This is a genomic window from Staphylococcus sp. FSL W8-1207, assembly GCF_038003745.1.
In the GTDB taxonomy this organism is placed as follows: Bacteria; Bacillota; Bacilli; order Staphylococcales; family Staphylococcaceae; genus Staphylococcus; species Staphylococcus equorum.
Genome location: NZ_JBBOPU010000004.1, coordinates 43,926 through 59,019 on the forward strand (window position 1 = coordinate 43,926; position 15,094 = coordinate 59,019).

11 protein-coding genes are annotated in these 15,094 nt (G+C 35.0%); 7 read left to right on the top strand and 4 right to left on the bottom strand.

The annotated features are described in order from the left end of the window. Positions 1 to 10: 10 nt before the first annotated feature. The 3 genes from mnmE to rpmH all read right to left on the bottom strand — a co-directional run bounded on the left by mnmE (position 11) and on the right by rpmH (position 2,193). Positions 11 to 1,390 (bottom strand): tRNA uridine-5-carboxymethylaminomethyl(34) synthesis GTPase MnmE, encoded by a 1,380-nt coding sequence (gene mnmE / locus NSR03_RS13875; protein ID WP_031266010.1) that lies wholly within the window; start codon positions 1,388 to 1,390, stop codon positions 11 to 13. A 162-nt stretch (positions 1,391 to 1,552) separates the two neighbouring features. Beyond that, the gene (gene rnpA / locus NSR03_RS13880) at positions 1,553 to 1,897 is read right to left on the bottom strand and encodes a ribonuclease P protein component (protein WP_069820773.1); all 345 of its coding nucleotides are present in this window, start codon (positions 1,895 to 1,897) and stop codon (positions 1,553 to 1,555) included. A gap of 158 nt (positions 1,898 to 2,055) precedes the next feature. Then, positions 2,056 to 2,193 carry a 50S ribosomal protein L34 gene (gene rpmH / locus NSR03_RS13885; RefSeq protein WP_000240855.1) on the bottom strand — a complete coding sequence of 46 codons (138 nt, stop codon included), beginning with the start codon at positions 2,191 to 2,193 and terminating at the stop codon, positions 2,056 to 2,058. 749 nt (positions 2,194 to 2,942) lie between these two features. On the opposite strand from rpmH, the gene dnaA reads away from it, so the two are divergent. The 6 genes from dnaA (at position 2,943) to gyrA (ending at position 12,244) form a co-directional block, all read left to right on the top strand. Continuing rightward, on the top strand, positions 2,943 to 4,310 hold the full coding sequence (gene dnaA, locus NSR03_RS13890; protein WP_069820754.1) for a chromosomal replication initiator protein DnaA: 1,368 nt from the start codon (positions 2,943 to 2,945) through the stop codon (positions 4,308 to 4,310). Positions 4,311 to 4,557: 247 nt separating this feature from the next. Then, complete coding sequence (dnaN, locus tag NSR03_RS13895) at positions 4,558 to 5,688, top strand: DNA polymerase III subunit beta (protein ID WP_002506215.1); 1,131 nt, start codon at positions 4,558 to 4,560, stop codon at positions 5,686 to 5,688. 525 nt (positions 5,689 to 6,213) lie between these two features. Then, on the top strand, positions 6,214 to 6,447 hold the full coding sequence (gene yaaA / locus NSR03_RS13900; protein ID WP_172457949.1) for a S4 domain-containing protein YaaA: 234 nt from the start codon (positions 6,214 to 6,216) through the stop codon (positions 6,445 to 6,447). Then, entirely contained in the window at positions 6,444 to 7,559 is a 1,116-nt protein-coding gene (recF, locus tag NSR03_RS13905; RefSeq protein WP_002511869.1) for a DNA replication/repair protein RecF, read from the top strand. The genes yaaA and recF overlap by 4 nt, the downstream gene beginning before the upstream one ends. Positions 7,560 to 7,571: 12 nt before the next feature. Next, positions 7,572 to 9,503 (top strand): DNA topoisomerase (ATP-hydrolyzing) subunit B, encoded by a 1,932-nt coding sequence (gyrB, locus tag NSR03_RS13910; protein ID WP_172457950.1) that lies wholly within the window; start codon positions 7,572 to 7,574, stop codon positions 9,501 to 9,503. A gap of 35 nt (positions 9,504 to 9,538) precedes the next feature. Next, on the top strand, positions 9,539 to 12,244 hold the full coding sequence (gene gyrA / locus NSR03_RS13915) for a DNA gyrase subunit A (protein WP_046465664.1): 2,706 nt from the start codon (positions 9,539 to 9,541) through the stop codon (positions 12,242 to 12,244). A 70-nt stretch (positions 12,245 to 12,314) separates the two neighbouring features. On the opposite strand, the gene NSR03_RS13920 is transcribed toward gyrA, so the two are convergent. Further along, entirely contained in the window at positions 12,315 to 13,127 is an 813-nt protein-coding gene (locus NSR03_RS13920) for an NAD(P)H-hydrate dehydratase (RefSeq protein ID WP_046465665.1), read from the bottom strand. A 404-nt stretch (positions 13,128 to 13,531) separates the two neighbouring features. Between NSR03_RS13920 and hutH the strand changes: the two genes are divergently transcribed. Further along, the gene (hutH, locus tag NSR03_RS13925) at positions 13,532 to 15,040 is read left to right on the top strand and encodes a histidine ammonia-lyase (RefSeq protein ID WP_046465666.1); all 1,509 of its coding nucleotides are present in this window, start codon (positions 13,532 to 13,534) and stop codon (positions 15,038 to 15,040) included. The last annotated feature ends 54 nt before the right edge of the window (positions 15,041 to 15,094 follow it).

Genomic DNA, 15,094 nt, shown 5'->3' on the forward strand with positions numbered 1-15,094 from the left:
TTCCTCCTTATTATTTTCCTAAACAGAACTGACTAAATAATTGATCTATCAATTCATCACTTGCGGATTCTCCGATGATTTCACCTAATATTTCCCAAGTTCTCGTTAAGTCAATTTGAATCATATCCATTGGTATATCTGATTCTGCTGCATCTATTGCATCTTGAATTGTATTCCTAGCCTCTTTTAACAATGAAATATGCCTTGAATTAGATACATACGTCATATCTTGATTTTGAACATCGCCACCAAAGAATAAATCTCTAATCTGTATTTCTAATTGATCTATTCCTTCTTGCTTTAACATAGAAGTTTGGATTAACGGCATATCTCCAACCATTGCTTTAACTTCATCTATATCCAATTGTTTATCTAAATCCATTTTATTTACAATAACAATCGCGTCTTCATTTTTGATTACTTCATAAAGTTTACGGTCTTCTTCAGAGAGCGCTTCGTTATAATTTAATACAAATAAGATTAAGTCAGCCTCGCCCAATGCTTTTCGAGAACGTTCAACACCTATGCGCTCTACAATATCTTCAGTTTCACGAATACCTGCTGTGTCTACTAATCTTAGTGGTACACCTCGAACGTTAACGTATTCTTCTAATGTATCTCGTGTCGTTCCTGGCACTTCTGTAACAATAGCTTTATTATCTTGGATTAGATTATTAAGCATTGATGATTTACCAACATTCGGTTTACCGACAATTACTGTAGACAAACCTTCTCTCATAATCTTACCTTGCGTACCAGTTTCTAATAATTTATTAATCTCTTCTTTAATTTCACTTGATTTACCTAATAAAAATTCTGTAGTAGCGTCCTCTACGTCATCATATTCTGGGTAATCTATATTAACTTCGACTTGTGCAAGGATTTCGAGAATGGATTGTCGCTGTCGCTTAATCATATCACTCAAACGGCCTTCTATTTGATTCATTGCAACTTTTGATGCACGATCGGTTTTAGAACGAATAAAATCCATTACCGCTTCCGCTTGAGATAAATCAATACGTCCATTTAAGAACGCACGTTTCGTAAATTCTCCTGGCTCAGCCATACGTGCCCCATTACTCATTGTTAATTCAAGCACTCTATTAATTGTTAAAATACCACCGTGACAGTTGATTTCAACAATATCTTCACGGGTAAAAGTCTTCGGTGCACGTAGCACAGAAACCATTACTTCCTCTATAACTTCTTCTGATTCCGGGTCAATAATATGACCATAATTAATTGTATGAGATGTTACGTCTACAAGTTTTTGTTTTCCTTTAAATAACTTGTCAGCAACGTTAACTGCATCAGCACCAGATAAACGTACAATACCTATCGCACCTTCGCCCATTGGCGTGGATATACTCGTTATTGTATCTAAATCCATCATCCATCTCGCCTCCTTTATTGTCTAAATTTTATCATTATAATATTGTAAAGAGTTTCCTATCAAAAAGCGAACATCTTGATTGAAAAAAATACACAGTTAGTCTTAGGTTTGTCTGAGGTTAGACTAACGATAGTCTAATTAACCGCTCCCCTACCCTACTTAGATACGCTTATTAAAAGCCTTGGCTATTTTCAATACATGTTCAAGACTCGCTTGAATTTGTAACGTATCCATATCTTTAGCTGGCTTCCTCGCTATTACTACAATATCTAATGGTATCATGTCTTCTTTGTGTACCTTGAAGTTTTCACGAATAGCTCTCTTAATACGGGTTCTGACTACAGCATTACCTATTTTTTTAGAAACACTTATTCCTAGGCGGAAATGTTCTAAATTTTTGTTGGTTTTTGTGTATACTACAAATTGTCTATTAGCGACTGATTTCCCTTTTTTATAAATAAATTGAAAATCACCATTTTTTTTAATTCGATACGCTTTTTCCACCAACCATCACTCACTTATCTCTTCATTAGATGTATTATGTTTTATATATGTTTAATCTATATCACTAATTTTCTTAAATTACTAACGAAAATTAACGTAATTTCCTGTCATTTTCCTTCATTAAAACCAAAAAAAAGACCACTGATGAGTCAGTGATCTTATGCTGATAGTACTTTGCGGCCTTTACGACGACGACGCGCCAAAACTTTACGACCATTTTTTGTGCTCATGCGTTTTCTGAAACCATGAACTTTACTATGTTTACGTTTATTTGGTTGATAAGTACGTTTTACCATGCAAAAACACCTCCATCTTTATTCGGTTATCTAACTATTATAATAGATAAATTAATATACGCTTCTGCTCTTAAGTCTTGATTTAACTGTTATTAATTTCTAGTCATAATTCAAGCAACTTCTACAATATAACAAAATATATTTTATAAAGCAAGCATCAATTTGAGTCTTTGCAATTTTATAGGCAAAATCAAAACACTTCCAAATTCAATTGCATATAAGGAAGTGTTGAATTATAAATTCCCTAACTTCACCCTATTATAGTAGAAATATCACTATCTAAAAAATAAACCGCATTACCTTCATTTTTCTTTATACATTTTCTTTATACATTTTCCATACAATCTTTATAAATTATTTCCCAAGCTCACAAATGGCTAAATTTTTGATATACTGTTTGTTCCTCTAAGTTATCCACTTATGCACAATTAAGTTTTCTATTTTTGTGGATAATATATATGTTATTAACAAGGTCATCTACGTTTTAACAACATATTCACAGCCATTTGACATTGGTCATTGTTAAAAAGTATAATTGTGTGGATAAGTCATGTAAATATTGATAGATACAGGGTTTACTTTATTGAATTATATACTAAACAGCTGTGTATAAATCATAGTTAGTAAATAGTTATCCACTGATTGTGTGTAACTTGTGGATAATTATCAACATGCTGTGATTAGTTTTATTTAAGCCTGTTGTTTTTGTGTATAACTTTTAAAATTTATGAAAGTTGGAGTTTAATCATATGTCAGAAAAAGAAATTTGGGAAAAAGTCCTAACCTTGGCTCAAGAGAAAGTAAGTTATCCTAGCTATCAAACTTTCCTTAAAGATACTAAGCTTTACTCATTGCAAAATGATGAAGCTATCGTTGTTATCGATGATCCATTTGTTGCCAATTGGTTAAAAACACATTATGTTGAAATTATTCAAACTGCATTATATGAGGCAATCGGTCATGAAATTATGCCAGTTTTCTATTCTGAAGATCAGTTAGAGAGTTTAAAGTCCGGTGAAAATCAACACACAAGTCAGGAGATGCCACAAAAGAAAAAGTATACACCAGGTGTAGATGAAGCTGTCATTGGCGGCGAACAATTCAATACACACAATACTTTTGATACTTTTGTGATCGGACCTGGCAATAGATTTCCTCATGCAGCAAGTCTTGCTGTTGCCGAAGCACCTGCTCAAGCCTATAACCCGCTCTTCATTTATGGTGGCGTTGGTTTAGGAAAAACGCATCTAATGCATGCAATTGGTCATTATGTATTGGAAAACAATCCTGATACTAAAGTTATTTACACGTCTAGTGAAAAATTTACTAATGAATTTATTAAATCTATTCGTGATAATAAAACTGAACGTTTTAGAGAAAAATACCGTAATATTGACGTTTTATTAATAGATGATATTCAATTCATCCAAAATAAAGAGCAAACGCAAGAAGAATTTTTCCATACTTTTAATGAATTACATCAAGCAAACAAACAAATTGTTATTTCGAGTGATAGACCGCCGAAAGAAATTGCTAAATTAGAAGATCGTTTGCGTTCTCGCTTTGAGTGGGGATTAATCGTTGATATTACGCCTCCTGATTACGAGACAAGAATGGCTATTTTGCAGAAAAAAATTGGAGAAGAAAATTTAAATATTCCAACTGAAGCATTAACTTATATTGCTAATCAAATCCAGTCTAATATTCGTGAACTTGAAGGTGCACTCACTCGTGTATTAGCATTTTCTAAACTTCAAGGCCAACCGATTACAACTGAATTAACTGCTGCAGCCTTAAAAGATATTATCCAAGCGCCAAAATCGAAAAAAATCACGATTCAGGACATTCAAAAAATAGTTGGACAATACTATAACGTAAGAATTGAAGATTTTAGTGCTAAAAAACGTACAAAATCCATTGCTTATCCGCGCCAAATTGCAATGTACCTATCACGTGAGCTAACTGATTTTTCATTACCTAAAATTGGTGAAGAGTTTGGTGGTCGTGATCATACTACGGTTATCCATGCACATGAAAAAATAGCTAAAGAAGTAAGTAGTGATTCAACTTTTAAACAAGAACTTGAAAACTTGGAAAAAGAAATTAGAAATCAATAAAAAAACTGTACTATAACAGATTAATTGTAGAAAAATGAGGAATAACGTAGTAACGATAAATTTTGGGGAATTGTGGATAATGTGTAAAAGTCATACACACTGTGCACAAGTTATCCACAGTCGTTAAATAATGTCATACCTGAATTCATATAAGTTATCCCGTAATCCACAAGCCCTACTACTATTACTACTGTTTTAAAACCTATATAATTTATATATAAACGACTGGAAGGAGTTTGAAAATTAGATGGAATTCACAATAAGAAGAGATTATTTTATTGCTCAATTAAATGACACATTAAAAGCCATCTCACCAAGAACTACATTACCAATATTAACTGGTATAAAAATTGAAGTTAAAAATAACGAAGTGATACTTACTGGTTCTGACTCAGAAATATCTATCGAAATCACTATACCTAAACAAGTTGATGGTGAAGACATTATAGAAGTTGCAGAAACTGGATCAGTCGTACTCCCTGGTCGTTTCTTCGTAGACATCATTAAAAAATTACCTGGTAAAGAAGTAAAACTTTCTACAAATGAACAATTTCAAACATTAATTACTTCAGGCCATTCTGAATTTAACTTAAGTGGTTTAGATCCAGATCAATATCCATTATTACCACAAGTTTCTCGCGATGATGCGATTCAATTATCTGTAAAAGTACTTAAAAACGTGATAGCACAGACGAATTTCGCAGTGTCCACCTCAGAAACACGCCCAGTACTCACTGGTGTTAACTGGCTTATACAAGATAGTGAATTAATATGCACAGCTACTGATTCGCATCGCTTGGCTGTAAGAAAAGTGGCATTAGAAGACGAGTCAGAAAATAAAAATGTCATCATTCCAGGTAAAGCATTATCAGAGTTAAATAAAATAATGACAGATAGTGAAGAAGAGATTGATATCTTCTTTGCATCAAACCAAGTACTGTTCAAAGTTGGCAATGTGAACTTTATTTCACGTTTATTAGAAGGGCACTATCCTGATACATCTCGTTTATTCCCAGAGAATTACGAAATTAAATTAGGCATTAATAACGGTGAATTCTATCATGCAATCGATCGTGCATCATTATTAGCACGTGAAGGTGGTAATAACGTTATTAAATTAAGTACTGGTAATGAATTAGTAGAATTATCTTCAACATCTCCTGAAATTGGTACTGTTAACGAAGACGTTAAAGCAAGTAACGTTGATGGTGGCAACTTGAAGATTTCATTCAACTCGAAATATATGATGGATGCATTGAAAGCAATTGATAATGACGAAGTCGAAATAGAATTCTTCGGCACAATGAAACCATTTATTTTAAAACCTAAAGACGATGATTCGGTAACACAATTAATTCTACCAATCAGAACATATTAGAAATTAATAACTTATCCCTAGACAATTTATTTTGTCTAGGTTTTTTTCTATTCATTTTTAAATTCGAAAGTAATTACTGGTCTATATGCGTGTATATAAATAAAGCAGGGGACATTTTTTAAGACAAGCTTAAATTTCAGAAGTATTTTAAGTGGTATATTTCATTTTTAAAGGCACTGAGAGATTAAATATAAGCATTTATAGTTAATTGTTAGGGTATTTTAATAGAATTTTAAAATGCGTCTAAAACACGCTTTAAATGTCATTTAAAATCTCAAATATTAAAAATGAAGATATAATTTCGAATTATATTTGAAAATTACGGATAGAGAATCATAAAATCGGATTAAAACTACTCGAAATTTGATATAATATTACATGTAAAACAACTACTATAACGGGCTTTGTAGATAATTATTAAAAAGAAGTGGAAATTAGTTATAAGAATACGCTTACACACTGTATTTTACATGAAATTTTTCGTGAAAAAAGGTATAATATATTAGTGAGCTTAAAAGAAACGGAGTGATTGATTTGGTTGAAGAGGTAATCGTTGATGGAGACATTACTTTAGGGCAATTTCTAAAGACAGAAGGTATTATCGAATCTGGTGGACAAGCAAAATGGTTCTTACAAGATTTTGATGTCTTGATAAATGACGAACGTGAAACACGTCGCGGTAAAAAGTTAAACCATCAAGATAGCATTGTCATACCAGAAATCGGTTCATTTGTTATTTTACATCAAGGTGAAGAATGAGATTAAAGACACTCCAGATAGAAAATTATCGTAACTATGATTCAGTTACCCTTGATTGTCATCCAGAGGTAAATATATTGATAGGTGAGAATGCACAAGGGAAGACAAACCTCCTTGAATCTATTTATACATTAGCGTTGGCTAAAAGTCATAGAACGTCCAATGACAAGGAACTTATACGTTTCGGTATGGACTATGCTAAAATAGAAGGTGAACTTAGTTATAGATACGGTGAAATGCCTTTAACGATGTTTATAACCAAAAAAGGTAAGCAAGTTAAAATTAATCACTTGGAACAAAGTAGACTGACTCAATATATTGGTCACTTGAACGTCGTATTGTTTGCGCCTGAAGATTTAAATATTGTCAAAGGATCACCACAAATTAGACGCAGATTTATAGATATGGAGCTTGGACAAATTTCTGCAGTATACTTAAATGATTTGTCTCAGTACCAGCGAATTTTAAAACAAAAAAATAATTATTTGAAGCAGCTGCAATATGGTCAAAAGACAGATAGCACAATGCTAGATGTCTTAAATCAACAATTTGCAGCGTATGCGCTCAAAATTACGCTCAGACGTGAACATTTTATTAAAGAACTTGAATCACTAGCTAAGCCTATCCATTCTGGGATAACGGACGAACGTGAGACATTGTCATTAAAATATTTGCCTAGTATAAAACTCAGCGATGAAGAGAAAAGTGAGACGGAACGCTTAGAAGAAGTCTTAACTTTGCTCAATGACAATATGGAACGCGAGAAAGATAGAGGCGTTTGTTTATACGGTCCTCACAGAGATGATTTAGGTTTCAATGTAAATGGTATGGATGCTCAGACGTATGGTTCTCAAGGCCAACAAAGGACTACTGCTTTATCGATAAAACTCGCAGAAATCGAGTTAATGAATATCGAAGTAGGAGAGTACCCTATCTTATTGCTAGATGATGTATTAAGTGAATTAGATGATTCACGGCAGTCGCATTTATTAAGCACAATTCAACATAAAGTGCAGACTTTTGTAACTACAACATCAGTCGACGGTATAGAGCATGAAATTATGAAGAACGCTAAACTTTATCGCATCAACCAAGGCGAAATTATAAAGTAATAGAAAGTGAAGGTGGAAGCATTGTCAGATGTGAACAACACGGAAGATTATGGTGCTGGTCAGATTCAAGTATTAGAAGGTCTAGAAGCGGTTCGTAAACGACCAGGTATGTATATAGGTTCAACTTCAGCAAGAGGTTTGCATCATCTTGTATGGGAGATTGTCGATAATAGTATCGATGAGGCACTTGCTGGATATGCCGACGAAGTTGAAATTGTTATAGAAAAAGATAATTGGATAAAAGTTACTGATAACGGACGAGGAATTCCAGTAGGTATTCAAGAAAAAATGGGACGTCCTGCTGTAGAAGTTATTTTGACAGTGCTTCATGCTGGCGGTAAATTCGGCGGCGGCGGATATAAAGTGTCTGGTGGACTACATGGTGTAGGTTCATCAGTAGTTAACGCCTTGTCTGAAGATTTAGAAGTGTACGTTTATAAAGATAACGAAATTTATCATCAGGCTTATAAAAAAGGGGTACCTCAATTTGATTTGAAAGTCATCGGGGAAACTGATAAGCCTACTGGTACAGTAATTCGTTTTAAAGCGGATCCTGAGATCTTCACTGAAACTACAGAATATAACTATGATACATTACAACAGCGTACAAGAGAGCTTGCTTTCTTAAATAAAGGTATTTCAATTACGTTAAAAGATGAACGTGAAGAAGAAGTAAGAGAAGACTCATATCACTATGAGGGTGGTATTAAATCTTACGTAGAAATGTTGAATGAAACGAAAGAACCACTTCATGATGAACCGATTTATGTGCATGAATCAAAAGATGACATTGAAGTTGAAATCGCATTACAATATAACAAAGGTTATGCAACTAACTTATTAACATATGCGAACAACATTCACACATACGAAGGCGGTACGCACGAAGAAGGATTCAAACGTGCGCTTTCTCGTGTGCTAAACAGCTATGGCCTAAACAGTAAAATAATCAAAGAAGATAAAGAGCGACTTTCAGGTGAGGATACACGTGAAGGTTTAACAGCGGTCGTTTCTATCAAACATAGTGATCCACAATTTGAGGGACAAACTAAGACGAAACTTGGTAACTCAGAAGTGCGTCAAGTCGTTGATAAACTATTTGCTGAATTGTTTGAAAGATTCTTATACGAAAATCCACAAGTCGGACGTATTGTCGTTGAGAAAAGTATTATGGCGTCACATGCACGTCTTGCAGCTAAAAAAGCACGTGAAGTTACACGCCGTAAATCTGCATTGGAAATCTCAAGTCTACCTGGTAAACTTGCAGACTGTTCTAGTAAAGATCCATCTCGAAGTGAAATCTTTATCGTCGAGGGTGACTCTGCCGGAGGGTCTACAAAATCAGGCCGTGATTCAGAGACACAGGCGATTTTACCATTACGTGGTAAGATTTTAAATGTTGAGAAAGCACGATTAGATAGAATACTAAATAACAATGAAATTCGTTCAATGATTACTGCTTTTGGTACAGGAATTGGCGGAGAATTTGATTTGAGTAAAGCACGTTATCACAAGATTGTCCTTATGACAGATGCCGATGTCGATGGCGCGCACATTAGAACATTGCTTTTAACATTCTTCTATCGCTTTATGAGACCGTTATTAGAAGCGGGATATGTGTATATTGCGCAGCCACCACTTTTCAAATTGACGCAAGGTAAACAAAAATATTACGTGTTTAACGAACGTGAATTAGATAAGCTTAAAGAAGAACTAGACCCAAGTCCAAAATGGTCGATTTCACGTTACAAAGGTCTCGGTGAAATGAATGCGGATCAATTGTGGGAAACTACAATGAATCCTGAACATAGAGCGTTACTACAAGTATCACTCGATGATGCTATAGAAGCAGACCAAGTATTTGAAATGTTGATGGGCGATGTTGTTGAGAATCGTAGACAGTTTATTGAAGATAACGCAGTCTATGCGAACTTAGATTTCTAATACAATGAACTGAATTTTTGAAGGAGGATATCTTGATGGCTGAACTACCTGAATCAAGAATTAATGAACGAAATATAACCAATGAAATGCGCGAATCGTTCTTAGATTATGCGATGAGCGTTATTGTCTCACGTGCTTTGCCAGACGTTAGAGATGGATTAAAACCAGTACATCGACGTATATTATACGGATTACATGAACAAGGTATGACACCTGACAAATCATATAAAAAATCTGCACGTATTGTTGGGGACGTAATGGGTAAATATCACCCACATGGTGACTCATCGATTTATGAAGCAATGGTAAGAATGGCACAGGACTTCAGCTATCGATATCCTTTAATTGATGGTCAAGGTAACTTTGGTTCAATGGACGGCGATGGTGCTGCTGCGATGCGTTATACAGAAGCACGTATGTCTAAAATTACGCTTGAAATGTTGAGAGACCTTAACAAAAATACAATTGATTTCATAGATAACTATGATGGTAATGAAAGAGAGCCGTCAGTCTTACCATCAAGGTTCCCGAACTTACTAGTTAACGGTGCTTCAGGTATCGCTGTTGGTATGGCTACTAATATTCCACCGCATAACTTAACAGAAGTTATTAACGGCGTATTAAGTTTAAGTTATAACCCTGACATCACAATTTCTGAATTAATGGAAGATGTCCAAGGTCCTGATTTCCCTACAGGTGCTTTAATTCTAGGTAAAAGTGGCATCCGTCGTGCATTTGAAACTGGACGTGGTTCGGTTATAATGCGTTCTCGTGCTGAAATAGAAGAGCGCGGTGGCGGACGTCAACGTATCGTAGTGACTGAAGTACCATACCAAGTCAATAAAGCGCGTATGATAGAAAAAATCGCTGAATTAGCTCGTGATAAAAAAATAGAAGGTATTACAGATTTACGTGATGAAACAAGTTTACGTACAGGTGTACGTGTCGTAATTGATGTTCGTAAAGACGCAAACGCAAGTGTTGTTCTAAATAACTTGTATAAACAAACACCGTTACAAACATCATTTGGTGTAAACATGATTGCATTGGTAAATGGTAGACCGAGACTTATCACGCTTAAAGAAGCATTGGTTGAATATTTAGATCACCAAAAAGTAGTTGTAAGAAGACGTACTGAATACAACTTGAAAAAAGCATTAGACCGTGCACATATTTTAGAAGGCTTAAGAATTGCACTGGATCATATTGATGAAATCATTAGAGTAATACGTGAATCAGATAACGACAAAATTGCGATGGCAAGCTTGCAAGAGCAATTTAAGTTATCTGAACGTCAAGCTCAAGCGATATTAGACATGCGTTTAAGACGTTTAACTGGTTTAGAACGCGATAAGATTGAATCAGAATACAATGATTTAATTGCTTATATCGAAGAGTTAAAAGCAATTCTTGCAGATGAAGAAAAGCTTTTACAAATCGTGCGTGATGAATTGATTGATGTTCGTGATCGTTTCGGTGACGAACGTAAAACTGAAATTCAACTTGGTGGACTTGATAATATTGAAGATGAAGACTTAATCCCTGAAGAACAAATTGTCATTACATTAAGTCATAATAACTATATTAAACGTCTACCTGTTTCAACATATAGATCACAACATCGTGGTGGCCGTGGTGTACAAGGTATGAATACACTCGAAGAAGACTTCGTTAGTCAACTCGTAACGTTAAGTACACATGATCACGTTTTATTCTTTACGAATAAAGGTCGTGTTTATAAACTTAAAGGTTACGAAGTACCAGAACTCTCACGTCAGTCTAAAGGTATTCCAGTAGTCAATGCCATAGAGTTAGATAGTGATGAATCTATCAGTACAATGATTGCCGTTAAAGATTTAGAAAGTGAAGAAGATTACCTTGTATTTGCAACATTAAAAGGTAGAGTTAAACGTTCTGCGTTAAGCAACTTCTCACGCATAAACAGAAACGGTAAGATTGCTATCAACTTTAAAGATGATGATGAACTGATTGCAGTACGTCTTACAGATGGTGAAACTGATATTCTTATCGGTACTGCGCATGCGTCATTAATTCGCTTCCACGAAACTGCATTACGTCCACTTGGTCGTACAGCGGCAGGTGTGAAAGGTATTACGCTTAGAGAAGGGGATAAAGTTGTCGGCTTAGATGTTACTAAAGCGGAACAGGATGATGAAATCCTAGTCGTTACTGAAAATGGTTACGGTAAACGTACACCTGTAGGAGATTACAGATTATCAAACCGTGGCGGTAAAGGTATTAAGACTGCTACGATTACTGAACGTAATGGTAATATTGTTTGTATAACATCAGTCACAGGAGAAGAAGACTTGATGGTTGTAACGAATTCTGGTGTTATTATTCGTATTGATGTAAATGACATTTCACAAAATGGTCGTGCAGCCCAAGGTGTGAGATTAATCAAATTAGATGATAATCAATTTGTATCTACGGTAGCTATAGTAAACGAGGAAGATGAAGAAGAAGTTGAAGCAATTGAAGAATCTGAAGCAAATGAAGCAAGTTTAACAAATGCTCAAACAACGGATTCTGAATCACAAGATGCGTCATCTAGTAATGAAGCAGTTGTAGAAGATAACACACCAGGAAATGGTATTCATACAGAAGTTGAAGATGACAACTCTGAAGAAGATGGCCGTAAAGAAGTAAGAGAAGACTTTATGGATCGTGTTAACGAAGATATCGATAATGCAGATAGCGATGACAACGAAGAAGAATAATCTTTGATTAAATATAAATACACATATAAAAAGACCTACCTCATTAAGGTAGGTCTTTTTTCGTTATAAATTAGCTTTCTAATGATTTCATGGCATGTGGGATTTCGCTTATAAGTCTTGATGGCGGGACGACATACATTTTCTCTGCTAACTGTTCACCAATGAAGCTATGTGCGTATGTTGCACTTGTGACAGCTTCCTGAGTGTCATCAAACTGCCCGACGAAACTCGTAATCATTCCAGCTAGGGTATCACCCATGCCTCCGGTTGCCATAGCAGGCGTGCCGATTGGTAATTTATAATCTTTGTCTTTGAAATAAATCTCCGTACCATGCATTTTTAGGACAATAGTTGCTCCAATACGATCTGCTGCTTCACGATTACGTTCATATGTTTGTTCCTCAATTGGAATACCACTTAAACGTTCCCATTCTTTTTGATGTGGTGTAAAAATGACATGACAAGCAGGTATTTCAGGTTTCAATTTACTGAAAATCGTTATAGCATCGCCATCTACGATTAGCGTTTGATGCGGTTGAATATTTTGTAATAAGAATGTGATTGCGTTATTACCTTTGAAATCACAACCTAATCCAGGGCCGATTAAGATACAATCTGTGTTTTCAATCATTTTTGTTAACATTTTTGTATCATTAATATCAATGACCATTGCTTCAGGACAACGAGAATGTAGTGCAGCATGGTTCGTTGGGTGTGTAGCTACTGTTATTAGCCCACTGCCACTATAAACACATGCACGTGCTGCAAGCATGATTGCGCCACCTAAGTTTGCATTACCTCCAATTAAAAGGATTCTGCCATAATCACCTTTATGTGTATCATCTTCACGTCTAGGAATGTTTACCGATGATAAAGTTTCCATATTGAAACCTCCTTTTAAAATTTATGATAATTTAATGCTATTCATTTTTGAATAATATACGTAAAAAGTCAGAGTTTAAAATTACAAAAGTAATTATAAATTGGTTTTAAAATCTTCAATTATACGTGCAAAATATTGCTGTCTATTGAAGGGGTTTTATTTTTAAATTTTTAAGCTGTTTTTTAATACAATAGAAAATAATAAACCTGCATTGCATTTAAGTCAATAGGTAACGTTGTTAAAAAATGATTAAGTTTTCTAAAATGAAGATGAATGCTACTTCACCCTATTAAAACAGTGATTTGATACCATGTTACGGATGTCTCAAAAGCTATTGTTCTGCTGAAAATGTAAGCGTATACTCGAATTAATCGAATTAAATTCATAAGTAGGGAGATGGAGAAATGACATTACAATTAAATGGAGAAATGCTTACAATTGAAGATATCAAGAAATTTTTATATGAGAAAGATACGGTGGAAGTGACTGAAGAAGCTTTTGAACGGGTAAAACAAAGCCGTCAAACAGTAGAGAATATTATAGCGAATAAAGAGACAGTCTATGGTATTACGACAGGATTTGGTTTGTTCAGTGATGTGCGTATTGATGAAGGGGAATATAATCAATTACAAGTTAACCTTATCCGTTCACATGCATGTGGTATGGGGGATCCATTTTCAGAAGAAGTGTCATTAGTGATGATGGTATTAAGATTAAATACCCTACTTAAAGGACATTCTGGAACTACAGTAGCTTTAGTCGAACAGCTCGTATACTTCATTAATAATAGAATTGTACCGGTAGTTCCTCAACAAGGCTCACTTGGTGCTTCTGGAGATTTAGCCCCGTTATCTCACTTAGCATTGGCCTTGATTGGTGAAGGTAACGTCTTTTACCAAGGTGAAGAGGTAGACAGTCGGTATGTCTTAAATAACTTGAAGCGTAAGCCACTAGAATTACAGGCAAAGGAAGGACTAGCACTAATCAACGGTACACAGGCGATGACTGCCCAGGGTGTAATCAACTATATAGAAGCAGAAAGTCTAGGCTATCAAGCAGAATGGATTGCTTCACTTACACATCAATCACTCAATGGTATTACAGATGCTTATAATGAAAAAGTACATAAAGCACGTAACTTCCAAGAACAAATTGATGTAGCTGCGCGTATGTTAGATTGGTTAGAAGGTTCTGAGTTAACTACGACACAAGGTGAAGTACGTGTGCAAGATGCTTATACGTTACGCTGTATCCCACAAATTCATGGAGCAAGTTTCCAAGTGTTCAATTATGTTAAAGAAAAACTAGAATTTGAAATGAATGCTGCAAATGATAATCCACTTATATTTGATGAAGATGATGAAACACTAGTGATATCCGGTGGTAATTTCCATGGACAACCGATTGCTTTTGCTTTAGATTTCTTAAAATTAGGGGTCAGCGAACTGGCTAATGTTTCAGAACGTAGACTAGAAAGACTTGTGAATCCACAATTGAATAATGGCTTACCTGCATTTTTAAGTCCACAACCAGGTTTACAAAGTGGCGCAATGATTATGCAATATGCGGCAGCAAGTTTAGTTTCAGAAAATAAGACCCTTGCACATCCTGCTAGTGTTGATTCTATACCGTCGTCAGCGAACCAAGAAGATCATGTATCTATGGGAACAATTGCTTCTCGTCACGGTTATATGATGGTAGAGAATGCACGACGTGTCTTAGCGATAGAGACAATTATTGCATTACAAGCTGTAGAATATAAAGATATTGATAAGTTATCACCAAAAACATATGAAAAATATCAAACGTTACGCCAAATCATACCATCCATCACAGAAGATAGACAATTTCATAAAGATATCGCAGCGGTATCGCAATATTTACACGATATTGCGTATATGAATGAGATATAATAGACGTCAGCACTGTCACTCTTGAAAAATATAAGGTTATTTGCTATATTTAAA

Excerpts from the sequence above, each read along its gene's own strand:
- mnmE (WP_031266010.1), bottom strand. The coding sequence starts at position 1,390 with ATGGATTTAGATACAATAACGAGTATATCCACGCCAATGGGCGAAGGT.
- rpmH (WP_000240855.1), bottom strand. The coding sequence starts at position 2,193 with ATGGTAAAACGTACTTATCAACCAAATAAACGTAAACATAGTAAAGTT.
- dnaA (WP_069820754.1), top strand. The coding sequence starts at position 2,943 with ATGTCAGAAAAAGAAATTTGGGAAAAAGTCCTAACCTTGGCTCAAGAG.
- dnaN (WP_002506215.1), top strand. The coding sequence starts at position 4,558 with ATGGAATTCACAATAAGAAGAGATTATTTTATTGCTCAATTAAATGAC.
- recF (WP_002511869.1), top strand. The coding sequence starts at position 6,444 with ATGAGATTAAAGACACTCCAGATAGAAAATTATCGTAACTATGATTCA.
- gyrA (WP_046465664.1), top strand. The coding sequence starts at position 9,539 with ATGGCTGAACTACCTGAATCAAGAATTAATGAACGAAATATAACCAAT.
- NSR03_RS13920 (WP_046465665.1), bottom strand. The coding sequence starts at position 13,127 with ATGGAAACTTTATCATCGGTAAACATTCCTAGACGTGAAGATGATACA.
- hutH (WP_046465666.1), top strand. The coding sequence starts at position 13,532 with ATGACATTACAATTAAATGGAGAAATGCTTACAATTGAAGATATCAAG.